This window comes from Criblamydia sequanensis CRIB-18 (assembly GCF_000750955.1).
Lineage (GTDB): Bacteria > Chlamydiota > Chlamydiia > Chlamydiales > Criblamydiaceae > Criblamydia > Criblamydia sequanensis.
This window is the reverse complement of sequence record NZ_CCEJ010000005.1, coordinates 147,556-171,705: the sequence shown is the minus strand read 5'-3', so window position 1 is coordinate 171,705 and position 24,150 is coordinate 147,556. Positions and strand designations below refer to the sequence as shown.

Below are 24,150 nucleotides of genomic sequence, written 5' to 3'. Positions count from 1 at the left end.
ATGGCAACTCCGACAAAAAAAGGCAAAGCTGATTTTAACGAAATGACAAAAGAAGATTTTGCAAGGCAAACCGCTTTCGAAGTTTTTCAAGACTCGGAAGCTTTTATTTCAAAAGAAGCATTTAAAAAAGCGCTTGCGAAAGCTTTTCAAAATAATAAAAACATGTCCAAAGAAGCGGCGGAGTCTCTTGCGCAAAAAGTGGAAGTTGGGCTTGCCATGGGAAAAGCGCAAGACCCTCTAAAATCAGAAATCCAAAATGAGGTTATGAATTTATCCACATTAAGAGAGAGGTTAACAGAATCTGCAATAACATCTTTTGCATTGATTTTCGGATCAGAGAAAGGAAAAGCCAAGGCTGAAGAATTTGTCTCGCTTTTGATCGGGACGGAAGAAGATGAAAAGAATTTTGGAAAAGAAAAGCCAAAAGCCCTTCTTTTCCAGATGGCAGAGCAAATTCAATCCCTTTTGCAGATAAAAAAAGACACTTCAATTGGAGAAATTGAAGAGCTTATGAAGGAAACTTTAATACAGTCCCTTGCAGAACAAGCAAGGCCTGATTTAGATGCTTTTGTTTTAAATGAAGCACTTTTAGCCAATGGAAACAAGCTCTTAAGCACCGTGCATGATGCCTTGATATCCAATATTGGCGGAAGCGAAGAAGGCTTGAATATACCGATTCAAATATAGGAGTGCTTCACAGGATAACAAAAAGGAGTTTGGCATAAAAGAATGGGCGATAAGGACAATTACCTTGATTTTTGGCTTGAAGGCCATTTTTTTCCTCGCTCGGCTAAAAAAACGGATGGCCCGGATTTAAAAAAAGAGAAAGTTCCCTTAACTAATAAAATCAGTTCATCCGATAGTCTAGAGATCGATTCGAGAGAGGAAGAACTAAAACGCATTAAGGAAGCCGAGTTAAAAAAATGGACTTTTTTAAAAGAAGCGGCTGAAGAAAAGACGATTACAGAAGAGGCTTTTTTAGATAACTTATCTAAAACAAGGCCCGCTGTTAATCCTAACTATCAGTCCCTCTTAAAGGAAATCCCTGCCAAAATTTCATTCTTAAATATCTTTTTCCAAAAAGTCAGAAAGGAAGCTAAAGGATATCTGCAACTGATAGAGAGCTTTAATAGGGAATTAAAGAAACTTGCTCCTTCTATAAAAGCTTATAATAAAGATATCGCTCTTTATAATATGAGGCCTGAATCTGAAGAAAGGATGCGTCTTAAGCTTATAAATGCTTTTGATGCTAAAGATCGAATTCCAAGCCCTCAATTAAAAAAAATAATCGAAGAATACAATCTTTTTGCCGTTAAAAGAAACGCTCTAATCGATCAGATTAACGATTCCATTTCCTATTTTAATAGAACAGTTAAAGAACTAAACGAAGAATTAAAAGATCTAAACCGCTTCAGAGAGGAATTAAGGCTCGGAGCAAATCCTAATTTTCAATCCCTCCCATTGGTTCAAAAAATGAAGATTGTTGAAAATGAGGAACTTTCCCCTGCTCATTATTTAAATCGTGAAGAAATTCCTACTCTAGAGAGCCTTGCAGTTCATGAAAATCCATTAGACACATTTTTTACCTCTCCCTATTTTTTATCCAAGCTATCGATTATAACGTTAAGTTCATCCCTTGAAAATTTAAATGTTTTAAGAGATTCCTTTTCCTTTGCTTTGGGAGAGCCTCCCAATGAATCGTCTCTTATGGCTCTTAACCATTTGGCATTATCCAATTATGTTAATATCTACGTCAACCAAAGCGTCCCTTTGCTAAATACTCTCGAGAACTTCTTAAAAGAAGAGAAAAATCTCGACAAAGAAACCATTGCTTTAAAATTTAAGTTATTTGCTCTCTCTTTACTTTTTTATGCCGGTTTGCTTGGGGCGCCCCATGCTTTAAGTTTCTTAAATCCTGTAAACGAGATAAAGGAGGGTCAGAATAATGCCATCTATTTAGCGTCAGCTACATCTTTTGCGTCCATGATTCTTGAAATAATTAAAGCGCCTTATCTAAGTGAAGAAATTAGAGAGGTTTTTAATGAATTTTTTGTAACTTATAGCGAGCAGGAAAAGGAAAAATTCTTTAAGAAGATAAAACAAGTGTTAGTAAGTTCCCTTTCAATTTCAGCTTTTATGGCAGTCTCCTATGCTTTAAAATCCAAAGGGTTTACGAAACAGATAAGCTCGCTTCTTACAGGAGAGAATAAGCCTCTTTCTAAAGAATCCCCTTACGATTTGATGGATTTACTAGAAGAAACAGCCATTAAACTTGAAATAAAAAATCTTTTATCTGAAGAGTTAATAACCCTAGGTCTTGAAGAAGATAGAGCTATAAACCTTGCAGATAAGCTGATTGATCTCTCCCTTTCGCTTGGCCCTTATAATTCTTTAGTCGAGTATACAAGATCTCTTTCAAGCCACTTGCAGCTTGAAGGGCTGCCTAAGCTGCATGCTTTAAAAATCGCTTTTAATATATCTTCGTTCATCCAAAGAAAAAACCCTTTTGTACCCCTTGTAAGGGAAGATGAGGACCTTTCCTTTTACTGGCCGCTCATTGAGTCAAAGGGGTTTTCTTATTTAATTGACGAGGAGGCTCTTTCTTACTTCACGGAAGAAGAGGTGAAAGAGCTAGAAAAACCCCTAGAAGCCATTTTCAAGGAATTCAACTTTAAAAAACGAGTGCTGTTAAGCACCTTAAAAGACAGGCTTTTTCAAGAACTGCTAAAACTTAAGACAAGCGATGAAGCCTTTCGATTAGCAAACTCCTATATAGCTTATTTTAAAAACGGGAAGCTTAATGACTTTGCAAAGGAAGCTGTAGATTCCGAATACAAGCTTTTCTTAAGCAATATTGAAAGCGGTTTGCAAGAGAGAAATGTGTCTCAAGCAGACCTTTCAAAATGGATGTTGCTCATTCAAGAGATACTTTATTCCTATCCCTCAATTTCTCAAGAAGAAGGGGCCGGAAACCGGATTCTTAAAGCTATCGATAAAGGAATCGCTTATAAAAAACATGGGTTGGATATAAATATAGAAAATATTTTAGAGATCACATCGCAGGCGATGCGATCTCTTGCCGAAGCCATCAAAACACTTTTAAAAGGGGATATTAGTCCAATATCTTTTACAGAAGCATTAAAATTAGGCTTAAAAACGACCTTAAGGGATAAACTTCTCATCATAAACGATAAGGCGGATAAAATTGCGGGTTTTGCTTCTCTTACCTTGGCTGCAAGCCAAGCCCCCTTAAAAAAAATAATTTTTGATTTAATCGGAACTGAAGAGGACGGCTTAAGCGAAAAGGCCTCGAGCATTGCAATGAGTTTGCCAGCTTCTTTTGAAAGCCCTCTAAATTTTAAATATGCTTTGTTTGAAGCTCTTCTGCATCTTGGAATGAATCGAGCCGAGGCTCAAAAAAAAGTAGGAGAGCTGGATCTTGCAAAATTATGGGGTGATGAAGGGGGAAAAACTAATTTTAAAACGATTTTTAAAGCTGTCGGCTTTGCTAAAGAAGCGGAAAAGTATTCAGACAGCATGAAAGCCTCTCTTATTTACGACAATGAGACCTCTTTAGAAGAAATTTCGGCCTCTAACTTAACAATCCTTTTAATGAATCCGAGCGCTTTAAATTATTTCGATATCGAAAATTTAGTAGAAGGAATGGATCCTTCTCATCTTCTTCAAATAGATGAGATGAAAAAGGTTTTAATTCAAGGGCTGCAAGATCAAGCGGACGAAAAAGTAGCTGACCTAGTCTTTCTGCACCTAAAAGAAGAGCCTTTTGTTTTTTTAAGCGAGGCTTTACTTAAAGAGGCTATTGAAAAGATTTTAGTCCTCTACGGGGGGTTAAAATTTGAAAGGGCAAAAGAAGTTTCCTTCCTTGGAACACCTCAAATAATTTGGGATAAGAGATTCTTAAAAAATCAAATTGAAAAAGAACTTTTGGAGCAAGGCTTTTCTAAGGAGGAGGCCTTTAAGGTGAGCATGCAAATCATGATTAACCTTTTTATCCAGCAAATTCCGCTTTATGAATCTTATGAAGATTCAAAGTTTATATTTGACGCTAAGGAGCAATTTAATTTGCAAGAAAGCGCTTTAAAGAAAGCCTTAAACTTTTTAATGCAGAAAAAGGGGATAAGCAAAGCTTATTCTGAAAGCCTATCTTGGAAGGTAGCTCATGAAACGCTTCTCTCAGCTCAAAAAATGGATTCAGAGGCAAGTTTTAGAAATATCTTAAAAGAAGCTTTTTTTACTGTGTTAAAAGGTGAGGCATCCAAGATAAAAAAAGAGCCGGCTTTGACAAACGATAGAGTCTTATCCCTTGTCAATAATCTCTTGGTGACACCAAATATTCGACTTGAGGTTCTTAAAGAATCGCTTTTAAAAATATTGATCGAATGCGGATTCGATAGTCAAAAAGCTCCTTACGCTGCAATAGACCTTGCTGCTTCTCTTTCGAGATCAACTTTTATTTTCGAATCTGAAAGCGTCTTTAAGAAAGCTGTTTTAGACACCATAAACGCTTGGAGCTTAATTAATTACGATCTTGCAAAAAATGAAATTGAAAACACTTCCTTTGGATTTGCAAGAGCATTTTCTGATTTCAACGTGCTTTCTAAAGAAGGCCAAGCGTCAACTGTTCAAGGGATTGCAAATGAGCTTTATTCTTTAGCCCAAGAACAGTATGAAAAGATTGTAGATAAAGAAAAGGCGGAAAAGTCCGCCTCTAAACTGATTTTAATATTGTTTGGCATCGACACTAAGAACCAAGGCAAAAAACTTCCAAACCAAGATTCGTTGCTTCAGGAAATTATCAACGGCTATGAAGAATTCATTCCGGAAGATGCCAATAATGCAAGCCTTGAAATGCAAAAAAGGGCTTTTGCAAAAGACTTAAAAGGATTTATTCATCCGACGATGGAATCCCTAATTGTCTTAAATCGATTATTTGAGCCGACAAACTCGCTTGTGTACACTCTTAAGAATTCCTCGAGAGGAAAACAAACGCTTGAAGGCAAGTGGTCGGGTGGAGTAAGTGTTTAATATTAATAATTAATAATAAAAAAGGGTGAAATATATGTCTGGACCATCATCTGGCGTTGGCAACACCCAGTATTACTACTTTGAGGAACCTCCGACAAGCGGGCCTCTTTCCGATCAGTTTCAGCCGGGAGGGGCGTTTTACCCCTTGCCCTCCTTCCCATTGTTAGTAATCAGCCAAACCCTTGATCCGAGCGATGTTTCAAGCGGATTTCCAAGTATTGCCTCTTATGCAAGAGCTATCAATGAATCCATAGATCTTTTACGAAATCAGCTTTATAGCTCTGAGTCTAAAGAAAGCGAGGCAAGTAAAAAGTTTTATCAAATGCTCGTACAACGAGCAAGCGACCTTAGAGCCTTGTCAGCCCAAGTTTATAATGCTGTTCGAGTTCAAGAGGCTGTTATGAAGAAACGGGGCTTGGAAACAACTGAAATCAACCTCGAAATTACTCAGTACAATTCGACAGTAGATGGCGGTCTTCCGCCTACTGAGAATAGCGCTATTGCAGCTTTAAACCAAGCAATTGCTGATTATTATGATCCATTAAGCCTAAATTATTTAAACGATGCAGTTTTAGCTCAAGCTTATGCCGATTATACAGCTTTTGCAGCATCTCAAAACGTAAACATTGATGCTATTAACGCAGCTATCACAGCTTATAATGCGCAAATAGCTGCCAATAACGCAAATATTGATATCGTTAACCAAACAAGAGCGCAATTTGGGTTTCCGCCCTTTGAAAAACAAGACCCGCTGCCTTTAAGGGATTATATGCCTGGCTTGCCTCCTTTTCCACCGGCTCAAGGGACGGCTATCCCTTTAAGAGCCCCGATTGCATTAGCTCCTGTCTTGAATAACCCCCCTCCTGATGATAAAGCTTACTTTGATGCTTTTGTGGCGACTTATCAAAATGGGATGATCTTTCTTCAAAACTTCTCTGATAAACTGAAAAATGCCGACTTGGACAAAGAGTTTTTTAAAGCCACCAATAGGGGGAAAGCCATTTTAGCAAGGCTTGGAGGAGACCCTGCAGTCCCCGGAGAATCGCAAACCCCAAGCGAAGCGCCAAGCGTCGGCTATGCGGCAACAGCCCTTGGGCTTTTTAAAACATTGGATTTGATTCTTTCCCAAGCTTTATGGGATTCTGCGATGAAAGGGCTTCAAATTCCTCTTTCATCAAGAACTTTTGATAGCTTAAGAGCGGATTCGTTAGTCCTAGCCCAATCGGCTTCTTTAAATTCAGCCGGACCAACAGTTGCCTTTTTAGCAGGTTCTTTACCCTCCCTTTCACTTCTGCCTTATATTGGAATCGATGAAGCTGCTGTAAATGTAGTCTTTTCACTATCTTTTGCGAATGAAATACGCAATCTAATCAATGGTGAAATTCTTCATGAAACGGTCTTGCAATCGTTAAAAGCAGACCCGGCCCTTGGAAATCTATCCCAAGATAAGATTTCTAATCTTGCAGGCTCATTTGCCGCAGGAATTGGGGTAAGTTTAGGTTTAGTCTCTCTTCTGCAGTTAAATGTAGCTCTTGGAACACCCGGGCTTGCAGCCCAGCTTTTAAGTTTGCTTCCAGGGGTTCAAGCTCTTGGAAGTAATGTTTTATCCCCACCGACTTTTACAGAGCTTGTCGGAAATGGATTTACAAGTTCCTTAGCCACCGGACTGCTTGTTGGAGCTGGCCTTGACAGGTCAACTGCCGGCGAAACGATAAGGTCTGCTCTTGCAAATGCAGGAGAAGGCCCGAATGGCTTTTTAACCGCATTAACTAAAGCTCTTGAAGAAGCCGGGTTTGATACCACCGCGGCAAGAGATTTAGCTTTCCAAACAACTCTTGAAGTGCTTGGACTTTTAGATCAGCAAAACGTAAGCCAAGATCAGCTATCGCAATCTTTACTTCAAAATGCCATCTCTCAAGACGACATTAAAAAAGCTCTTTTAGATCAAGTGGCGAATCCGGATGACATTGCAAGCGATGTCGCAAAAGAATTGGAAGCTAAAAGACAGCTTGAAAATTCAATTTTAAAAGAAAGCATTGAAAATGATTTCAGATATCAAGAAGACATCAACCGCTCTCAAATTAAAAGCAATATAATCGCCGATAATATTGTTAAAGATCAGATTGTTAGAGAGGCTGTCACAAATGATATTAAGAGACGCGATATTACTCTAAGAGATATAAGAACTGCCATCATTCGATCTCTTGTCAATAGAGGCTACGACATAGGAGATGCTGCCGCTGCAGCTTTTGGAGCCATTAACTCTTTAAGCCAAGAAGCTACAAATGTTGCGCTTCTAAATCAAAATACCCTGATTTCTTCTCTTGAAGGCAATCTTTTAAAAAGAGGGATTCACGAAGCTGAAATAAACCTTTTCGTCGACGCGCTTCGGGAAGCCATTAAACAAGAAGTCGGAGGGGTTGGAACAGTTCTTGGCTTAAGAGCCTTAATCCGGGACAAGCTGATCGGAAGCTTTAATTTGGATAGGGGGCTAGCCGGAAGAATGGCAGCAGGTGTCGATCTCGGCATTGGAGGCGGCTCTATTGGACTTTTCAATGTAGGCGGACCTTATCTTGATCAAGCCTCGGTTGGAGAAGCTTTAAGACAGCATATCACAGGCCTTGTCAGTAACTCGCTTGGCGGAGATAGGGCTAACGTTTTAGCTAGCCGAGTCAATGCTGAAATTATCTCCGATCGGGATTCTCTACTGAACTCTATTCAAAGAAACCTTGAAGTGCTGCATACTAACCTTGATAATGCGAAGGAGATATTAAGCGGAACTGTCAGAAGCGGTGTTATGACCACAAAAGAACTTTCTGCTTTTGTAGACTTGATGCGAGACCCGGGAAATACTCTTATCTATTCCGTTTGGACAGGACTCATGTATAGCCATGATCAACCGGGCAGCAAGAAGAGCATCGACATTCAAGGTTAATCTTGATTTCTTGATTGCCCGGCTTAAGTTTTTAAGCCGGGCATCCCTTATCACTCAACTTTCATGGCTTCTATAAGATCATGAAAAAATTGAGGAGACCAAATATCTAAACGCTCAGGGTCTGCTATAAAAGGGCGCATATCTGCTTTAGCGCTATTCCAGTCAATCTCATCTATCTTTTGTTTTAATAGAGAAAGAACCTTTTCTTTTGTAAGGCGATCGTCTAACGATAGCACCTCTGTTTGCTTCATCCGGCTTTCCAAATATCTAAGTCCAAGGGGGACTTGATTGCTGATGTACCAAATCAAGTCATACCAATCCCGACCTTTAACCCTTCCTTTCCAGGCTCGATAAAGAATGGCGTGCATCTTACCCGCAAATAAATCCATTTTATTTAAAGTAAGTACATAGAAAGATACAGGGGAGAGGACGATGCGGTTTTCGATGCGAAAGTCAAGGGGCGGATCGGTATCGACTTCCAGTTTAATTTGTATCTTCTCATTATGGTTAATCGATTTTGTTTTCTTTTCTTCGTTGATGGATAAGTAGTACTCAATGGTATTCATTTTCATAAACGCTGAAACAACGCAAGTGTCTATATTTTTTGTTTTGACATTGACATCCATCTGATAGCCAAAACCGGCTAGTTCTTTCCGCATCCCTTCAAGATAAATACTAAAGTCAAAATTCGGATCGGGTTTAAGTAATGTAAAATCTAAATCTTCACTAAACCGATCAAGGCCATACAAAATCCTTAAAGCCGTTCCTCCATAAAAAGCGGCTTTTTCAAAAAAGCCATGTCTTTGAAGACCAAGAAGAGCCGTTTGCTGCAATATTTCGCGGATTTTGGTCTGTTCACTGATTTTAATGGCTTGATAAGGCTTAAGTAATTGTTTCATAAGTACCCTAATATGTGAATTAACTCTTTGACAGATTGGGATCGGTATTTCTCGGCTATGTCAGAGAGATGCTGTTTATTTAGTTTTTTTAGCTCGTCGGGGTCTATTCTTCTGCCTTCGACTAAATCGGTAAGTAGATCTTTTCCCGATAATTTCTTTCCTTTTAAGTTTACAAGATCCGCAAGCGCCTTTTCCGGCGTGGCAATCAAAAAATTTCCGGCTGCGTTTTCTTTTTGATCAATTCCAATAGCGTACCTATTATGACTTAAATAAATGTAATCAAAGGTGCCAATAGGGGTATTGTAGCTCTTGGATTTTGTTGCGGATACTGAAGTAACAACATAAACTCCTTCAGGAATTATTCCATAGTAAGAAAGCGCCCACTCAAAACTAATATAAGAAGGCCCATAAAGAAGATTGGCAATTTGCTCATAAGGGACGAAAGCATTTTCAATTTTTTCAGCGATAATATAAAAACCATTTTTAAGCCTTATAAGTTTTCCGCTTTTGACTAAACGAAAAATATAATCTCTTGGATTTGTATAGTCTTTAAGAAGCGGCATAAGGTTTTGAGCCGAGATATAAGCGGTTTCAAAGGATTGAAGCGGGTAAGTCATATTTTTTCCTTTTGAGGGCCTTTATATAAATTTACCAAAAACTCCAATTAATTTGGATATTTTGTTAAAATAATCTAAAATTATTTCTAAAAAATCCAAAAATATTGGAGTTTCTGGCTGATTTATGAGCGTAATTACTCAAGTTTTAATAGGAATCATTGGGGTTCTTCACCTTTACATTATGGGTCTCGAAATGTTCCTCTGGAAAACCGCATATGGGCGAAAAACCTTTAAAATGAGTGAGGAAAAAGCAGCCATCACAGCTGTTTTAGCGAAAAATCAAGGTCTATATAACGGTTTTTTAGCTTTTGGCCTTTTAGGGAGTTTATTTTTAGAAGACCCGACGTCTAAGCGGCAAGTGCAAATTTTTCTTTTAGGGTGTGTAAGTATCGCCGGAATTTATGGCTCAATCACAACCAAAGAAAAATCCATTCTTTTAATTCAAGGGCTCCCGGCTTTAATCGCCCTGTTTTTAAGACAGCTAAACATCTAAATTTGACAAGAATAAGAGATAAACTTAAAGTATTGCCTTAATTTTATAAGGTTTAATGTTTTATGCAAGTTCAAGCCCCTCTTTCAAACCTACAAGCTCCTGTCGATAATTCTTCTTTACCAAAGGGAGCTGCTTCCTTTCCAAATACTCCTCCCGCAAGAGTTAATAAATTGGCTTTAGCTATTTTTGTAGTCTTAAGCACAGCTCTTTTAGCAGCCGGAGTTTATTTATCCCTACAAGCTTTAATAATTATAGGCTCATTTTCAAGCGCAATTTCTGCCGCAGCCTTAGTTTTTAATTTCTCTTTGTCTTCCTCTTCCCAGACTCCAAAAAATGTGAATAAAGCAGAAGAGTTCTTAGACCAGATTAATAGTAATACCACCGGGGCTCAATCCTCTATTAAAAGTATTTCTTTTTGGAATGGTTTAAGTAAGGACGAAGATAAAAAAGCTGTCATCAGAGCATGGCTTGGCCAAGGGAAATCGCTGGAAGAAATCCCTTTTGAGAAATTAAACCCCTCGATTCTTGTTTTAGCTTATGAAGTTATTAAAGAAAGCCCGGATCTTGGAGATTTGAAAGCTTTTTGCCAACGGTATCGATGCCTAGAGCTGATTGAAAAAATGACCTTGCAGGAGCTTTATGTTCAGGAAGGGTTAAACGTTAAAGCGCTTTTTGCAAAGGACCAGGACACCAAACTTGATTGGGAGCGATGGCAAGAATTTAAGGATTTCCATGCTAAATTCATACTTTGCATCTTACTGGATTCAAAAAATTTTGCTGACGAAAGCAAGAGAGAATCCGTTAATCATTTTGTCTCGAACTTATTTAAAAAAATAGGCCACATCAATTTGATAGAGGACAAGGAAATTAGTTTGTTCAATCTCTTGTATATAACCAAGTTTGATTTTGCTGAATTTGTAAAGCAGACAAATAACCGTTCTTTAGCCTTGAAATATGGAGCTTATTATTTAAGAATGAACTCTCAAAGAGGTCAGTAGTTTCTAATCTAAAGACTAAAGTTTAACAAGAATGAAAATAAGCATAAAATATTTCCTTAATCTAATAAGGTTTAATGTTTTATGTAAGTTTCATCCCTCTCTAAAGAAGGTCTTGTAGATGGCTCTTCCTAAGAAGAAAGCCAATCTAATTAGACTTTTGTATGCGGCAGCGTTCAAATAGGCTAAAGAAGACTGTCGGAATCAAAAGGACGAAGGGAAACAAACGTACAATGAATTTCTAAAAGAAAGTGCAAGGGCAAATTCATAAAATAAGCTTTCTTTGACAAGATAGAGAGTGTATTTTTAAACTTTATCATAATTTGATAAGGTTTAATCAATGCAACTCTCTTCTCCTTCCTTTCCTAGCCATCTCGCTGTAGCTAATTCTATTTTACCTAAAGAGTCGCAAGGCCTACAAGCACCCGCTTTGTCTAAAGTGTATCAGCTTGCGATAGCTATCTTTTTTGGCATAAATTTAATAACGTTTGTTTCCGGAATTTGTTTCTCGGTGCAAGTTTTAGTTATGGCAAGCTCTTTTTCGATAGGAGCTTCTATTACCGCTTTTATATTTCACAATTTAACCTCGCAAAATTCAAATGAATTTAAGCGAGTGCAAGAAGTCCTTTATCTGATTAAAAACGATTTGCCAAAGGCTGAGAAGCTAATTACAAGCGTTGATTTTTGGAAAAGTTTAACTCAAGAAGAGAATAAAAAAACTTTATTAAAAGCTTGGATAAAACAAGAACAATTGATTGATCTCATCCCATTCAAAAAATTAGACCCATCGCTACTTATTTTAGCCTATGAGGCAATTAAAGAAGACCCGGGTTCTATCGATTCATTAGAAGAGTTTTGCCAAAGATACCGCTGTAAAGAGCTGATTGAAAAAATGACTTTGCAGGAGCTTTATAAACAAGAAGGGCATCGCCTCAAGGTTCTTTTTGCTAAAGAAAAGCTTAACCCGGAAGATTCGAAGAAAACAAAAAAATTTCAGTTCGGCTGGCGAGAATGGCGGGAATATAAGCCTTATCATGCCAAATTTATTCTATCCATCCTAATGGACCTTCACGAATACCCCAAGGCTGAAAAAAAGAGATCTGTGAATTATTTTGTTTCCCACTTATTTGAAAAAATCGAAGAAGTTTTTTTTGAAGAGAGTGAGACCTCACTATTTCATCTTTTGTCTCAAGCAAACTTTGATTTTTTAGCTTTTTTTACTCAAACACCAAACGAGAGTTTGCAAGCCAAATACCTCAAATTTAAAGAAAAATTAACCTCCTAAGGACTTCTAAAAATGGAGTTTCATATCAAGTAGTAAGGATTTTCTTGTTTTTAATTTGTAGCATGAGCTACAAGTTTTGTAGCATAAGCTACAAACGGTGAAACCATGATCACAAACTTTATCGATACTATTCATTCTGAAACAAAAGCCCGTTACTTTCCCTCTCGGTTTTGCCTTTCTATGGCAGCTTTAGGGAAAGAACGACCCTTATTTTCTTTAGCCATGGCCATCGCTTCCTTTTTTGGAACGGTTTATGCAGGGGGTGTAGCCGTTTTTTGCGGAGAAGGGGTGATTCGATCTTTTAAAGAAATAGCTGAGGATGAAACACCGGTGGTTCGTTTGCGTCCTTTTGGAGATATTGGAGGATGGAGCGCATTAAACTTACTTTCCTTAATGGCTCTTGATCAATTCTTCAAACAGTTAATGCATGAAGGGGAGTACTTAAGAATAGAGGCTCTTTCAAGAAAATGGATTAAAGAAAATGAGGAAAAAATCAGGAACAATCCAAAATTTATCGAGAAACTTTATTTAGCCATCCATGATTATTTAAAAAAGTATAGCGGCATTTGTCTCTTTTCAAAAAGCTTAGCGTCTCGCCGTTTGGTCGTTCTTAACTTAACAAAGGAGATGAAAGCTAAAAAGAAGGGTGGTCTTTATTTCGATAGAAAACTTGAAGAAGTATTTATAAGAATAAAAAAAAGAGAAGAGAGAGAAACCAGTGTAAAAAGATATTTTTCACGTTTCTATCAAGGTGAAAAAGCTCTTTATCAATCAGGCGGCGGATGGAGAGTGGCTACGTCCTTAGTTATTGGCGTTGCTGTCCCTATTTTTTTATTAATATCGGCACTTTGCTCCTATGTTGGGGAAATTGGCCTTGGCACCGAGCTTTTCTATCATAGAGAATCTCTAACGGATGTCGGCCATTTTGGGGAGTGGCCTTTTAACGCTCTTGAACTTATTGCTTTCGCCATTCTACTAAATCTTTGGTCCATTATTTATGAAGCGGATTTTGCCAATCTAAGAAGCAATTATGAAGACGAAACAAAAAACATCAAAATTACCGATAAAAATGTAAAAAAACATCTTGAAATAATGTGGGAAGAGGAATCGTCCAACAATAAATGTTATTTCACCAAATTTAGAAGAGATTGTAACATTAAAGTGATCAAGACTGAAAAAAAAGATAAATTTTATGAAGAAGAAGTATGATCGGGCGGAACCCTTTATTGCTACAAGAGCCCATCACGATTTTGAGATAGCTGAGGACTATGTGGAAATTATTTCAGATTTACTCGCTGTTAACGATAAGGCAAGAGTTTGCGATATTGCCTCGCAAATGGGTGTCTCTCACGTCACTGTTATAAGAACCCTTAAAAGACTTGAGAAAAAAGGTCTTTTGAATTCTGAAGAGAGTAGTAGCATCACACTCACAAAAGAAGGAGAAGCTTTAGCATCTTCCATAAGAAAGAGACACCTTTTTCTTTTTAAATATTTAACGACTTTAGGCGTGCCTGAAGAAATCGCAAGAATAGATGTGGAGGGAATGGAACATCATGTCAGCGAAACCACGCAAAAAGTTTTACAAGCCCATTTAGAAAAATATTTAGAAAAATCTTAAGGCTCTATTCCGATGGCATTAAGCCATTCTTTTGTTGGTAAGACAAGCTTCCGCTCTTTCAAATTAAAAAGCCCGATAGTAAAGCTTGCAATGCAGCATTCTTCTTTTCCTCGAATCATTTTTTGCTCAAGTTTACCAATTTTTTTATCATAAGATAGGGTAGTCGTCTGAATGATAATTTCCTCTCTTAATCTGAGTTCTTTTAGATAGCGAATGGAAATCTCTAAAATAATAGGTCCGAGCCCGGTTTTTTTAATTTCATTAAACCCATAACCATTTCGATTGATAAAGTCCCATCTCGCTTCCTCAAAAAGAGTTAAATAGGTGGCATTATTCACATGGCCGTAAAGGTCGAGATAGGTTTCCTTAATGAGGATGGGATAATTGTAAATTTTATTTTTCATATTATAAAATAACTTTATAGTTTTTTTGATATTTTAAAAAATATTTGAGATTGACATTTTGTATCTAGTTAAGAAACAATATTCATCCTAAAACTAAACTTAGGTGAATAATGAAACATATTAATACATTACTTGCGACTGTCCTTTTTTGTGCAACCAATTTTGCTGCTGCTAATGAATATGAAATGAATGAATGTTTTCAAGAAGAGTGTTGCCCTTTTGAAGAAATTCCGGCTTTTACTCCCTCCACTCCTTTCCAACTCTCTTTATTTACTCCTGTCCAAACTTCTCCAAAGGAATTTACTGTTGAAGGGTTGCGATTCAATTTAATTTACGGACAAAATAGAGGCGTAACCGGCCTTGATCTTGGTTTAGTAAACGTCACCTATGGCGATGTAAAAGGCTATGAAGGCGGCCTTGTGAACTACGTGACCGGTGATTTTTCAGGCGTTCAAATGGGTGTTTTCAATGTAGTTAGAGGTGATTTTAAAGGTTTTCAAAGATCGCTTGTCAACCGTGTTGCGGGTAATTTTGTCGGGATTCAAGACGGTTTTATTAATGTGACGGATCAAGCTTTTTGCGGTTTTGGAGCGGGGGCATTTAATTATGCCGGAGCAATGACCGGGGTTCAACTTGGCTTAATAAATGTTTCCCATGATGTCACAGGCTTGCAATTCGGACTTGTGAACTACACCGATTCTTTAAAGGGTGTGCAAATTGGATTGCTCAATATTCAAACCAACCGTCAAATTGTTAAAGCCCTTCCCATCCTTAATTTCAGCTTCTAATTTTTCTAGAGAACTTAACTTGAATCACGTTAAGTTCTCTTTCTTCAATTTCCTTATCATTGTAGTAAATAAATTTTTAATTTGTTAAATCTTTTCCAAAATAGTCCCAAATGAAAGGCTGTTATGCGAATCCCTCTATTATTTTTTTGTGCGAGTCTTGTTTCTTGCGGAATCGTTAAGGAAATGCGGAGTACAACAGAGGCTATTAAAAGCAATAGAGCAGCCATTTTGGAAAACACGGAGTCCATCTATATTAACCAAGATGCGGTGAATTCAAGCGCCATGGCAATTGAAAACAACCGAAATGTGGTCGAAGAAAGCTCACAAGCTATCCTTGAGAACTATCATATCCTTCTTCATTCAAACCAAGGGATTATTAAAAATACAGAGCTTCTTAATAATACTTCTGAATCTTTGCAGATGAATAAAAGACTTGTTGAGGAAAGTAATCAAGCCATTCATGCCAATAATCAAAGTCTTTTTAATGCAAATGAAGCGATTATCGAAAATACAGAACTTATTCATGCGACATCCCGGGCTTTAAAGGAAAATAAGGTGTTGGTTGAAGAGAGCAATAAAGCGATTGAAGCTAATATAAAATTGATTCAGGGACTAACCGGAACCGTTTCCGATTTTGGTAAAGATTCACCCAACCCTTTTTCTGCGATTATATTTATAGCTTCAGGAATCATCGGATTTTTACTTTTTTCTTTATTGATTATCATCTTGCTTCTTTGGAATATTAGTCGAAGAATTAGAAGTATAAGAAACTAATCCAAAATTAGATTTTTCTAATTTCTTAAAAACCTCAAATTGTAGGGAAAGATGGCCCATTTTGATTTCAAAGAGATCTTTGATGAGGATTATCTTTATTTTTATGAGCCTTTATTAACTGAAGAGAGGTTGCAAAGAGAAATTCAATTTTTAGCTCAAAAAACGAACTTAAATGAACCTAAGCAAATATTGGATTTAGCTTGCGGCCATGGCAGGCATGCTAATCGTTTAAGCCAAATGGGACATAGGGTTACCGGAATCGATAGCTCGACTGTCTTCTTAAATTTAGCAAAAAAGAGGGCTCTAGAGCTTAAAGATCAAATTACAAAAGTCTCAAATTATTGCGTTCGTTTTTATAATCCTTCAGAAGTTAGGGATTTGCTAGAAAAAGCCGGATTTAAAGAAATTTTCTTTTATGATGATTTTAACGATCAGCGGTTGACCCCTCAATCGAGGCGTATGGTAGCTATTGCAACCAAATAAACGTTTTATGAGTGTTGAAGAAGCGTCAAATAATAGGATTTCAAATCAAGAAGATGTCCCTTATGAAAACAAGGACATAGTATCGTTGCTTCCTTTTGAAATTGCACTTCATCTTTTCATAATGATGGATGTAAAATCAATAATTACCGGCTCTTTAGTTTCAAAAACCTGGAGGGATATAACACAGGATGCAATGATTTGGAGAATCAAATGTAAAAATGAATTTCCAAGGGCATTTGAGATTGTCAGACGAGATCATTTATTTTCAAAAGAGATCCATTTAAATTTTTACGCTCTATTATCTTTAAAACATGAACCTGTCATTCAAACGCTTCCCTTTATTTTTAAGAATAAATACCCCGTATCTATTAGTGAAGAAGGCAAGGTTCTTGGGGTGGCTCAGTTTCCAATCGATTTTCAAGACAGAGTTCTCTATGAAAGCGTAAAAGAGCTTGCAAACCCTAATTTTTTTAAATTAGAGGAACCTACGAATATCATTTTTTCTGTCAATGACCCCCCTTTTTTTTGCTACAACCCAACCGATATAGAAAGCCTGATTTATCATAAAAATTTTATTATAGCTTCGACGCACTCTTCAATTCATATTTTTGATAAGGAGACATTTGCGTTTTATACGAAAATAAATGATTTTGGAACTAGAGTGACCTGCTTGGCATCCTCTGAGAAGTACCTTATTGCCGGGAATGATTCTGGAAAAATTTTTTTTATCGATACCGATTTAAAAAAGGTGATAAAAAAGCAACAGGCCTCAAGAGTGTCTATTACGCATGTATTTGCCTACGGAAATAAAGTAATTACCTATGATTTTAATCGAGTGATAAAAGTCTGGGATCCTAAATCTTTTAACCTTCTTGAAACAGCTGACTGTTGTTTCAAAGAAAAAGGTCCGCTTCGCTATCCTGAGCTTTTATCAATTTCTGATAAAAAGCTCTTTTCAAGCTCAATTATAAGCTCTTATAGAAAACCTGACGCGATTAACTTTAGTTATAAATCCCTTATTTTAATTAGATCCCTAGAAAGTAAAAAAATTTTGAAAGAATTCAAAATTTTAGGTTTTATTACTTGTTATGAATTTATTAATAATAATTTAGTTTTTTTTATGGTAAAGCAGGCAAATTACTATGATTCCTGGGAAAATGTAGGGGGTAAACTCATTATCTTTGATTTAAAAAATGAAAAAATAGCTTTTAAAATTTCCTTAAAAAACACATTGATTGCCTTAAAAAAAGTAGGGTCGCAGTTAATTGGTCTGACAAATAGTTTGAGTTACACATGGGATTTATAAAAAACTGATACTTTCAATGGAAAAAGTTGATTCGATAAGCCTTCTGCAAAGAGAAAATAACGACCAGAATTTAAGTGAAGACTTTATCTCAGCCATTCCCCTTGAACTGCAGCTCCAAATTTTTCTTAAGCTAAGCCTTAAAGATTTATTAAGTACCGGTTTAGTTTCTCATTCGTGGAAAGTTTTAAGCTCGGGCAGTCTTCTTTGGAGGATTCTTAGTCAAAAAGAATTTCCGCTAACTCTATCCAAAAGCGTTGGATATGAACCTTCGAAGAAAAAATTTTTTTGCTTAAATCCAAAAAAAGCTCTTTCGTGCCCACCGGAAAAGACAGAACTTCCGTTTGTTTTTAAAATGCAAAGAAAGGGACCTTTTGTCACCCCTCTTGGGAAAATATTAGGGGTCGTAAGGGTTGGGCAAGATCGACAGGATCAATTCGTCTATGGAGATGAATTTGATTTGGAAAAACCCTTTTATAAAATTCCTAAAGTTTCAACGCTAATTTTTCTAAAAGACAACATTCAAAATTATGACCCGACCGATATTGAATCTTTGAATGTCTATAAAGATATGATCATGGTGGGCGCTTACTCTAAAATCTATCTTTATCTAAAGAATAACCTCTACTTTGTTAAAGAGATAGAAGGCTTGAAAGATAAGATAATTTGTTTGGACTGTGCAAAAGAAAAAATCTATGCAGGCACAAGTAGAGGGTCTGTCTTTATTATTGATTATAAAGAATTAAAAATAGAAAGAGAGTGTCTTGTAACGGAAGAAAAAGTCAAACTTACGCACCTATTTCTCTATGAGGATAAAATTATTACCGTAGATTCTGAGCAGTGGATTAAAGTTTGGGATGTTAACCTCACTCTTTTAAGAACCATAAAAGGCAATCCCTCTTGCTACAAACATTTTTCATCTATTTGTAAAATTGTCGGGAATGTGATCATAACAGCTGTTATTTCAAAAGCTTTTGTCTTGTCATCTGAAGAGGAGAGGCATAAGTTTAAGTATGAATCCAGGGTGGTTATATATTCTCTGGAAAATTTTTCCATAAAAAAAGAATTTTCTTTTTCGGGTTTTGTCACCTGTTTGGAGTTAATTAATAATTTTTTGGTAGTGAGCATTCTTAAAAAGCAAAATTATCACTCGCTTTGGGACGACAAAGGCTGTTTAATCTCAATTGTTAATCTTAGAAATAAAAAGTTTATTTATAAAAAAAAATTAGACCGATGTTTGATTGCCCTGAACAGAATGGGAAGTCGATTGGTTGGTTTTTCAAGAAATGTTAAATTTGTATGGCATCTTTAGTAAAGCAAAAGGAATTCTCATCTGCAAATACCTTGGTGGTTTCCCAAACTTGCGATCCTTTAATGGCCCTTCCAATTGAATTGCTTCTCCAAATTTTTTATAGGTTAGGGTCCCTGGAGCTTCTTGCCGCAAGCTCCGTTTCAAGATCCTGGTCATGGTTAAGTTCCGCTCTTTGGCAGGAAAGATCCAAAAGAGATTTTCCCTCCCTAAAACTCTCTAAAAACCATCAATTTTCTAAAGAGAATTATTTTTTGCGGTTAAGAATTAGAGCAGCTTTTACTATTGATCCTATAAAAAAAGAGTTACCATTCAAGTTTATAGAACCAAGTCGTATTTCAATCACAAATAAGAAAAAACTTATTGGTGTGGTAGTTTTAAAAGATAGCCCTCAACAAAGAATCTTTCTTCAAAATAAAAATAATGTAAAGTTCGCGGCTCCTTCTACAAAAATATCTCAAGAAAGCGCTTCTGAAGATGCTACAAATATTCAGACGGTTGTTAAATGCGGAAAATTTATAGCAGCTTCCGAGTCTTATGGACGAGTTTATCTTTTTAGCTCGAAACGATTAAAACCGATTGATAGAATTAAAGATCTAAAGGGTATATGCAGTCTTGCCTATAATCAAAAGTACTTGATTGCCGGGACCAATAATGGACTGATTTATAGTGTCGATTTAAAATTAAATAAGGTGATTGCTAGCGTCGCAACTAAGCGAATAGCCCCTATATGGCAACTGTTTTCATATCGTACGAAAATCGTTTCCTTTGATGAGGAATTTTTAAGTTTATGGGATTTAAAAAAATCTTCAAAAGTAATTCATGAGATTAAGTTAGATTTGAACTATTTCTCTAAACATTTTCCTGTGTCTGCCGAAATTTTTGGCAGCGTTCTTATTATCTCCCATGTAGTTAATAAGGAAATTTTTTTTCCGGATAAAAATACAATAGCCCCTTTCTTTAACTCAGAAATCAAAATCTTTAAAATAAAGAATTATTTAAAAAATATGGGAATAATTCAAATTCCCGGTTTTGTTAGTTGCTTAACTAAGGTTCGTCAATACGTGCTTGTCAGTTTAGTTCAAAAAGAGAACTTTCATAAAGGGGAGATTAAAAGCTGCAACCTCACCGTTTATAATTTGTTAACCCGAAAAAGAGTTTCCAAGAAGACTGTTTTTAATGACTGTATCTTATCTTTAAAAAAATTGAATTCCCAAATCATCGGCTTTTCCAAGCATTCCGAATATGTTTGGGATTTAAACACTCTCGTCAAATTGTGAGGGCATAATTCTATTGTGAAAGAAGCTCGTCGATGTGTCTTTGTTGAAACTTGATGGAAGTTTCCATAAGCTCTCGAAAAGTAGGCAAGCTTATCTCTAAGGGCAGCTCAAGCTCCAAAGATAAATCGATAATCTTCCTTTCCTGATCTTTGACTCTTCCACGATCATCTGCAATTTTTGTTGTTTGAGACTTTAAATCGCCGGCTCTTTTTACATAAGCCGTTCTTTCTGTCATAAGTTTTAGAATCTCACGGTTAACGCGATCCATTTCCCTTCGGATATCACCTATGTCAAAGCAAGTTTGTTCTGCAATTTCATAATAGCGGCTTAAATTGTCTTCGGCTGAAAAAACGGCTTGTGCAGAAAATGAGATGGCTAGAAATAAAACTAGCCATGGGGGTATTGACATAAGTTAACCTCACTCAAGCTGAGAGGAAAGAGTGATTTCAGCTTTGAAAAGTTTGGATACAGGGCATCCTTCCTTTGCCGCTTTTACAGCTGAATCAAATTTTGCCTTATCTACTCCGGGTATTGTTGCAACAAGGTCTAGATGACTTTTTGAGATCGAGAAGCCATCTTTACCACTTTCAAGAGAAATACCGCAACTTACCTGAAGTTTTTTTGGTGTGATGCCAACTTTTGAGAGTTCATTAGAGAGCGCCATAGCAAAACAGCCAGCGTGCGCGGCCGCTAAAAGCTCTTCCGGATTTGTACCATTACCGCTTTCAAATCTTGTTTTAAAGGAATAGGGAGTATGACTTAAAACTCCGCTTTCAGTAGACAGGTTTCCTTGTCCTTCTTTTAAATTACCTTCCCAGATGGCTATGGCTTTTCTTAGCATAGTGAGTCCTTTATTTTTGTATAAAAGGTTGCCATAAGGCTATATGGGCCCCGGTTGGATCCACAATAATGGCAAATCTTCCCATATCTCCGACAGTTGTTGGAGGCTTCATGGTAGTGGCTCCATTAGTTTCAGCTTTGCTTAGAGCCTCTTCTAAATTTTCTACTAATATATAAGCCATCCAGTGAGGAGGAATTTGGTTTTCCATGTTTTTAGGAATGCTCCAAATCCCGCCGAATTCTTTTCCATTGGATTTGATCATGCTATAGGTAGTGTCGCCTGAATCGTGATCTTCGAATTTCCAGCCAAATACTTTTCCATAAAAGTCTTTTGCAGCTTTTGCATTTGGGGTGCAGAGTTCATTCCAACAAATATCACCGGTTTTCGGTCTATCCATAAACATCCTCTCGTTCTTAGAAAAATCTCAAAAGGAATACCCGATTTTCGCTTTCTTAAGCAAATAAAAACTATTAAGAATTTTTTAAAGCAGTTTTAATGTTTGATTCAGAGAAAGCCCAAAATTTTGCTGAAATTCCATAATGATTGCCTTAAGGAAGAGTAATTTTCTTGGACATTACGCTAAAGACAAATTTATTAGGTTTAGAGCGTTCTAAAAGGTTCCAACCTTGTTTTGAATACCAAGCTTCTTGATCGGGGGTAAAGAGATAAAGTTCTTTATAGCCCATGTTTCTTGCTAAACGTTCTGCTTCTGAAACAATAAAGCGCCCGACTCCTTGACGCCTATGTTTGATTGAAACCACGACGCTGCCAAGCCAGGGAGTGAGATCAAGCCGATGCTTAAAATCTTTTTTCTTTAAAGCAAAGGTGCCGATTAGCTCCTGACTATCATTAAGAACTATATAAGCCCTTGGCAAAAGGTTGTCCGTAACGTAATCTTTTTGACGATTACGATAATCTTCAATCGTTTCTTCTCCTGTTAAATAGGAAAAGGCTTGAAACTTCATATCTACAACTTCGTTAAAGAAGTGCATATGATCTGATAGGGGCGAGATTCTCATAATTAAAACAATAGATTTACAGAAAATAAAAGTTCTTGAGCCCGAACCTTTATTTTACGCTTTAAAAATAAAGTAGTGGGACCAGGTTCATCGGCGCCATTTAAAATAGCGGCATTTACAGTATTGTTAAAGCGATTTCTACCGGTTTCTGAGTAGCCATAACCCAAATTTACAAAAAAATTGGGGTTAAAACAGAGTTGATAACCTAATCGAAGAGCGCCGCCCCAAATGGTTTTATTGCTTGTAGCTGAAGTAGATATAAGATGATCGCCCACTCCATTTGGAATATGAACCGAAGAAACATAGATGCGATTGGTTGCGTTATATAAAACGGGACCTATGCCAATATAGGCGTATCCTTTTATCAACTGCTTCCCTAAGTAGCCAAGAAACTTAAATTCATTTATGAGTGATGTTTTGGAGGTGAAATCACGAAGTACGTTATCTCCAAATATGTTAATGCTGGAAAATGTAGCATTGGGCAGAATTTGTCCGCGGCTGCTATTGACATTTAGGGTTTCATAATTAAGGTACTTCCAATCTGCCAAAACCCCAAAAAGCCAGTCTTTACAAACAGGCATTTGATAGCTTATCTCAAGAAAGGGAGCGAGTCGATTTCTGCTAGCCTCATATTTATCTTGCCCGCTTCTATCTGCATCAGTGATGAGGGTGGAATCATAGATCTCATCAATCGTATTCCAACTGAATCCTGCCCCAAAGTGAAAGTAACCTGAAAGATGATGCGTCAAAAGAATCGCAAATAGACAAATAGTTCTTTTCATTAGAGCCTCTAACTTTAGTAAAACGTATTTGATAGAGGATAAATAAGTTATTTTCAAGAAAAGACCGGATCAAAGGCCTTTTTAGAATAAAGTTGAAGTAAATTAGTACGTATACGTATAATTTAGTGAAAATATTCCACCTGGAGACTTTTATGTTTAACCCAAGTTTAGGATTTATCCTTCTTTTTGTTGAAAATCCTCTTAAAAGCAGTGCCTTTTATCAAAACCTTTTCAATTTATCACCGATTGAAGAGTCACCCACCTTCTCTCTTTTTGCTTTGCAAAATGGAGTCATGCTAGGTTTATGGTCTAAATTTACAGCAGAGCCTAAAGTCGAGGCTTGTGCCGGAGCGCAAGAAATAGGTTTTCCTGCTATAGAAGTTGATGCCCTTTATGAAGAATGGGGTAAAAAAGAGGTCACGGTCCTTCAAAAACCATGTGATATGGATTTTGGACGCACTTTTGTTATTCAAGACCCTGATGGTCATCGAATCCGTGTCTATAAACTCCGAGAAGAAATATAATGCTTTTACGATATTTTGGGCTTGTCTTCGAAGAGTTATGAAAATGACTTAGGCGGGTTTGTGATTAAGAAGCCAAAGACTTCCTATAAAAACGCTATTCGGTCATTTCATTTTCATAAAAGATAAAAATAAATGGAGCTTTTCCTTTAGAATAGACCTGCTTTGAAATCAATCAACTGGATTTTAAAGTTATTATTCGGGAGATGGAAAAGCCATGAAAAAAAGTTTAAATTTTAAAGAAATTAGTGTTCATGACACCCCTGGGAGAAGTCTTGGGTTTCTTTTGTGGCATGTAAGCACTGCCTGGAGAGGGTCAATAGAAGCTAAACTAAAATCCTTGGATTTGACCCACCCTCAATTTGTCATTTTAGCAACCCTTGGATGGCTTACAAGAAAAGGCGAGCTTGTGACGCAAGCCCTTGTTGGCAAAATGGCAGGTCTAGACCCAAATACCGTTTCCCAAATTATAAAAGGGCTTGAGAAAAAAGGGCTTATCAAGAGGCAAAAATCATCCGATGCGAGAGTCAAAAACCCTTTATTAACTTTAAAAGGCCAAGAAAAAATAAGAGAAGCCTTGCCGATCGTTGAAGAAAAAGACGCTCAATTTTTTCATTCCCTAACATCAAATGAAATCGAATCTCTGATTCGAATCTTTAATAAATTGATCAAAAATTAAATTAACATAATAAAGGGATGGAATAGATTGGTTTGCTTAGCAGCCCTATGTCAACACTTTTTGAAGCAATAGGGGAGCT

Annotated in this window: 24 protein-coding genes; 16 read left to right on the top strand and 8 right to left on the bottom strand. The window is 36.8% G+C overall.

Annotated features, from left to right (window positions below):
• Genes CSEC_RS06690 through CSEC_RS06680 form a run of 3 tightly spaced genes read left to right on the top strand, consistent with a single transcriptional unit; the run spans position 1 to position 7,981 of the window.
• Complete coding sequence (locus CSEC_RS06690; protein ID WP_041017670.1) at positions 1-687, top strand: hypothetical protein; 687 nt, start codon at positions 1-3, stop codon at positions 685-687.
• 42 nt (positions 688-729) lie between these two features.
• Positions 730-5,046, top strand: coding sequence for a hypothetical protein (locus tag CSEC_RS06685; protein WP_041017669.1), 4,317 nt, complete (start codon positions 730-732; stop codon positions 5,044-5,046).
• Positions 5,047-5,080: 34 nt separating this feature from the next.
• On the top strand, positions 5,081-7,981 hold the full coding sequence (locus CSEC_RS06680) for a hypothetical protein (protein WP_041017668.1): 2,901 nt from the start codon (positions 5,081-5,083) through the stop codon (positions 7,979-7,981).
• Between the two features lie 50 nt (positions 7,982-8,031).
• Here CSEC_RS06680 and CSEC_RS06675 read toward each other — a convergent pair whose 3' ends face one another.
• Entirely contained in the window at positions 8,032-8,880 is an 849-nt protein-coding gene (locus CSEC_RS06675) for a nucleotidyl transferase AbiEii/AbiGii toxin family protein (RefSeq protein WP_041017667.1), read from the bottom strand.
• Positions 8,877-9,497, bottom strand: a complete 621-nt coding sequence (locus tag CSEC_RS06670) for a type IV toxin-antitoxin system AbiEi family antitoxin domain-containing protein (protein WP_053331857.1) — start codon at positions 9,495-9,497, stop codon at positions 8,877-8,879. The genes CSEC_RS06675 and CSEC_RS06670 overlap by 4 nt, the downstream gene beginning before the upstream one ends.
• Before the next feature lie 124 nt (positions 9,498-9,621).
• Here CSEC_RS06670 and CSEC_RS06665 point away from each other — a divergent pair, with 124 nt between their 5' ends.
• The 5 genes from CSEC_RS06665 (at position 9,622) to CSEC_RS06645 (ending at position 13,888) form a co-directional block, all read left to right on the top strand.
• Entirely contained in the window at positions 9,622-9,990 is a 369-nt protein-coding gene (locus CSEC_RS06665; protein WP_041017666.1) for a DUF1304 domain-containing protein, read from the top strand.
• A 62-nt stretch (positions 9,991-10,052) separates the two neighbouring features.
• Positions 10,053-10,988, top strand: coding sequence for a hypothetical protein (locus CSEC_RS06660; RefSeq protein WP_041017665.1), 936 nt, complete (start codon positions 10,053-10,055; stop codon positions 10,986-10,988).
• 337 nt (positions 10,989-11,325) lie between these two features.
• Positions 11,326-12,270 carry a hypothetical protein gene (locus tag CSEC_RS06655; RefSeq protein ID WP_041017664.1) on the top strand — a complete coding sequence of 315 codons (945 nt, stop codon included), beginning with the start codon at positions 11,326-11,328 and terminating at the stop codon, positions 12,268-12,270.
• A gap of 105 nt (positions 12,271-12,375) precedes the next feature.
• Positions 12,376-13,479, top strand: coding sequence for a hypothetical protein (locus tag CSEC_RS06650; RefSeq protein WP_041017663.1), 1,104 nt, complete (start codon positions 12,376-12,378; stop codon positions 13,477-13,479).
• The gene (locus tag CSEC_RS06645; RefSeq protein ID WP_041017662.1) at positions 13,463-13,888 is read left to right on the top strand and encodes an iron dependent repressor, metal binding and dimerization domain protein; all 426 of its coding nucleotides are present in this window, start codon (positions 13,463-13,465) and stop codon (positions 13,886-13,888) included. Before CSEC_RS06650 ends, CSEC_RS06645 begins: the two co-directional genes overlap by 17 nt.
• Here CSEC_RS06645 and CSEC_RS06640 read toward each other — a convergent pair.
• Positions 13,885-14,292 carry an acyl-CoA thioesterase gene (locus CSEC_RS06640; RefSeq protein WP_041017661.1) on the bottom strand — a complete coding sequence of 136 codons (408 nt, stop codon included), beginning with the start codon at positions 14,290-14,292 and terminating at the stop codon, positions 13,885-13,887. The two genes, CSEC_RS06645 and CSEC_RS06640, sit on opposite strands and share 4 nt — an antisense overlap.
• 110 nt (positions 14,293-14,402) lie before the next feature.
• Between CSEC_RS06640 and CSEC_RS06635 the strand changes: the two genes are divergently transcribed.
• The 6 genes from CSEC_RS06635 to CSEC_RS06610 all read left to right on the top strand — a co-directional run bounded on the left by CSEC_RS06635 (position 14,403) and on the right by CSEC_RS06610 (position 20,229).
• Positions 14,403-15,080, top strand: coding sequence for an LA_2272 family surface repeat-containing protein (locus tag CSEC_RS06635; protein ID WP_041017660.1), 678 nt, complete (start codon positions 14,403-14,405; stop codon positions 15,078-15,080).
• A gap of 123 nt (positions 15,081-15,203) precedes the next feature.
• Entirely contained in the window at positions 15,204-15,854 is a 651-nt protein-coding gene (locus CSEC_RS06630; protein WP_041017659.1) for a methyl-accepting chemotaxis protein, read from the top strand.
• A 51-nt stretch (positions 15,855-15,905) separates the two neighbouring features.
• Positions 15,906-16,337 (top strand): class I SAM-dependent methyltransferase, encoded by a 432-nt coding sequence (locus CSEC_RS06625; RefSeq protein ID WP_053331856.1) that lies wholly within the window; start codon positions 15,906-15,908, stop codon positions 16,335-16,337.
• A 7-nt stretch (positions 16,338-16,344) separates the two neighbouring features.
• A complete protein-coding gene (locus CSEC_RS06620) occupies positions 16,345-17,643 on the top strand; it encodes an F-box-like domain-containing protein (protein WP_041017658.1) in 1,299 nt (432 codons plus the stop codon).
• Between the two features lie 16 nt (positions 17,644-17,659).
• The gene (locus CSEC_RS06615) at positions 17,660-18,952 is read left to right on the top strand and encodes an F-box-like domain-containing protein (RefSeq protein WP_041017657.1); all 1,293 of its coding nucleotides are present in this window, start codon (positions 17,660-17,662) and stop codon (positions 18,950-18,952) included.
• Positions 18,940-20,229 (top strand): F-box-like domain-containing protein, encoded by a 1,290-nt coding sequence (locus CSEC_RS06610; RefSeq protein WP_041017656.1) that lies wholly within the window; start codon positions 18,940-18,942, stop codon positions 20,227-20,229. The genes CSEC_RS06615 and CSEC_RS06610 overlap by 13 nt, the downstream gene beginning before the upstream one ends.
• Before the next feature lie 10 nt (positions 20,230-20,239).
• Here the strand turns inward: CSEC_RS06610 and CSEC_RS13420 are convergent, their stop codons facing one another.
• The 5 genes from CSEC_RS13420 to CSEC_RS06585 all read right to left on the bottom strand — a co-directional run bounded on the left by CSEC_RS13420 (position 20,240) and on the right by CSEC_RS06585 (position 22,871).
• Positions 20,240-20,638 (bottom strand): chorismate mutase, encoded by a 399-nt coding sequence (locus tag CSEC_RS13420; RefSeq protein ID WP_041017655.1) that lies wholly within the window; start codon positions 20,636-20,638, stop codon positions 20,240-20,242.
• A 9-nt stretch (positions 20,639-20,647) separates the two neighbouring features.
• Positions 20,648-21,070 carry an OsmC family protein gene (locus CSEC_RS06600; protein WP_041017654.1) on the bottom strand — a complete coding sequence of 141 codons (423 nt, stop codon included), beginning with the start codon at positions 21,068-21,070 and terminating at the stop codon, positions 20,648-20,650.
• A 10-nt stretch (positions 21,071-21,080) separates the two neighbouring features.
• The gene (locus tag CSEC_RS06595; RefSeq protein ID WP_041017736.1) at positions 21,081-21,467 is read right to left on the bottom strand and encodes a VOC family protein; all 387 of its coding nucleotides are present in this window, start codon (positions 21,465-21,467) and stop codon (positions 21,081-21,083) included.
• Between the two features lie 151 nt (positions 21,468-21,618).
• Positions 21,619-22,089, bottom strand: a complete 471-nt coding sequence (locus CSEC_RS06590; protein ID WP_053331855.1) for a GNAT family N-acetyltransferase — start codon at positions 22,087-22,089, stop codon at positions 21,619-21,621.
• Between the two features lie 2 nt (positions 22,090-22,091).
• Positions 22,092-22,871: a hypothetical protein gene (locus tag CSEC_RS06585; protein WP_041017653.1), complete on the bottom strand. Its 780-nt coding sequence runs from the start codon at positions 22,869-22,871 to the stop codon at positions 22,092-22,094.
• Between the two features lie 152 nt (positions 22,872-23,023).
• Here CSEC_RS06585 and CSEC_RS06580 point away from each other — a divergent pair, with 152 nt between their 5' ends.
• Both CSEC_RS06580 and CSEC_RS06575 read left to right on the top strand, forming a co-directional pair.
• A complete protein-coding gene (locus CSEC_RS06580; RefSeq protein WP_041017652.1) occupies positions 23,024-23,395 on the top strand; it encodes a VOC family protein in 372 nt (123 codons plus the stop codon).
• A 214-nt stretch (positions 23,396-23,609) separates the two neighbouring features.
• Entirely contained in the window at positions 23,610-24,071 is a 462-nt protein-coding gene (locus CSEC_RS06575) for a MarR family winged helix-turn-helix transcriptional regulator (RefSeq protein WP_053331854.1), read from the top strand.
• Positions 24,072-24,150: the final 79 nt, after the last annotated feature.

What these genes read in the sequence shown, in the direction of transcription:
- CSEC_RS06690 (WP_041017670.1), top strand. Translation starts at nt 1, where the DNA reads ATGGCAACTCCGACAAAAAAAGGCAAAGCTGATTTTAACGAAATGACA.
- CSEC_RS06685 (WP_041017669.1), top strand. Translation starts at nt 730, where the DNA reads ATGGGCGATAAGGACAATTACCTTGATTTTTGGCTTGAAGGCCATTTT.
- CSEC_RS06680 (WP_041017668.1), top strand. Translation starts at nt 5,081, where the DNA reads ATGTCTGGACCATCATCTGGCGTTGGCAACACCCAGTATTACTACTTT.
- CSEC_RS06675 (WP_041017667.1), bottom strand. Translation starts at nt 8,880, where the DNA reads ATGAAACAATTACTTAAGCCTTATCAAGCCATTAAAATCAGTGAACAG.
- CSEC_RS06670 (WP_053331857.1), bottom strand. Translation starts at nt 9,497, where the DNA reads ATGACTTACCCGCTTCAATCCTTTGAAACCGCTTATATCTCGGCTCAA.
- CSEC_RS06665 (WP_041017666.1), top strand. Translation starts at nt 9,622, where the DNA reads ATGAGCGTAATTACTCAAGTTTTAATAGGAATCATTGGGGTTCTTCAC.
- CSEC_RS06660 (WP_041017665.1), top strand. Translation starts at nt 10,053, where the DNA reads ATGCAAGTTCAAGCCCCTCTTTCAAACCTACAAGCTCCTGTCGATAAT.
- CSEC_RS06655 (WP_041017664.1), top strand. Translation starts at nt 11,326, where the DNA reads ATGCAACTCTCTTCTCCTTCCTTTCCTAGCCATCTCGCTGTAGCTAAT.
- CSEC_RS06650 (WP_041017663.1), top strand. Translation starts at nt 12,376, where the DNA reads ATGATCACAAACTTTATCGATACTATTCATTCTGAAACAAAAGCCCGT.
- CSEC_RS06645 (WP_041017662.1), top strand. Translation starts at nt 13,463, where the DNA reads ATGAAGAAGAAGTATGATCGGGCGGAACCCTTTATTGCTACAAGAGCC.
- CSEC_RS06640 (WP_041017661.1), bottom strand. Translation starts at nt 14,292, where the DNA reads ATGAAAAATAAAATTTACAATTATCCCATCCTCATTAAGGAAACCTAT.
- CSEC_RS06635 (WP_041017660.1), top strand. Translation starts at nt 14,403, where the DNA reads ATGAAACATATTAATACATTACTTGCGACTGTCCTTTTTTGTGCAACC.
- CSEC_RS06630 (WP_041017659.1), top strand. Translation starts at nt 15,204, where the DNA reads ATGCGAATCCCTCTATTATTTTTTTGTGCGAGTCTTGTTTCTTGCGGA.
- CSEC_RS06625 (WP_053331856.1), top strand. Translation starts at nt 15,906, where the DNA reads ATGGCCCATTTTGATTTCAAAGAGATCTTTGATGAGGATTATCTTTAT.
- CSEC_RS06620 (WP_041017658.1), top strand. Translation starts at nt 16,345, where the DNA reads ATGAGTGTTGAAGAAGCGTCAAATAATAGGATTTCAAATCAAGAAGAT.
- CSEC_RS06615 (WP_041017657.1), top strand. Translation starts at nt 17,660, where the DNA reads ATGGAAAAAGTTGATTCGATAAGCCTTCTGCAAAGAGAAAATAACGAC.
- CSEC_RS06610 (WP_041017656.1), top strand. Translation starts at nt 18,940, where the DNA reads ATGGCATCTTTAGTAAAGCAAAAGGAATTCTCATCTGCAAATACCTTG.
- CSEC_RS13420 (WP_041017655.1), bottom strand. Translation starts at nt 20,638, where the DNA reads ATGTCAATACCCCCATGGCTAGTTTTATTTCTAGCCATCTCATTTTCT.
- CSEC_RS06600 (WP_041017654.1), bottom strand. Translation starts at nt 21,070, where the DNA reads ATGCTAAGAAAAGCCATAGCCATCTGGGAAGGTAATTTAAAAGAAGGA.
- CSEC_RS06595 (WP_041017736.1), bottom strand. Translation starts at nt 21,467, where the DNA reads ATGGATAGACCGAAAACCGGTGATATTTGTTGGAATGAACTCTGCACC.
- CSEC_RS06590 (WP_053331855.1), bottom strand. Translation starts at nt 22,089, where the DNA reads ATGAGAATCTCGCCCCTATCAGATCATATGCACTTCTTTAACGAAGTT.
- CSEC_RS06585 (WP_041017653.1), bottom strand. Translation starts at nt 22,871, where the DNA reads ATGAAAAGAACTATTTGTCTATTTGCGATTCTTTTGACGCATCATCTT.
- CSEC_RS06580 (WP_041017652.1), top strand. Translation starts at nt 23,024, where the DNA reads ATGTTTAACCCAAGTTTAGGATTTATCCTTCTTTTTGTTGAAAATCCT.
- CSEC_RS06575 (WP_053331854.1), top strand. Translation starts at nt 23,610, where the DNA reads ATGAAAAAAAGTTTAAATTTTAAAGAAATTAGTGTTCATGACACCCCT.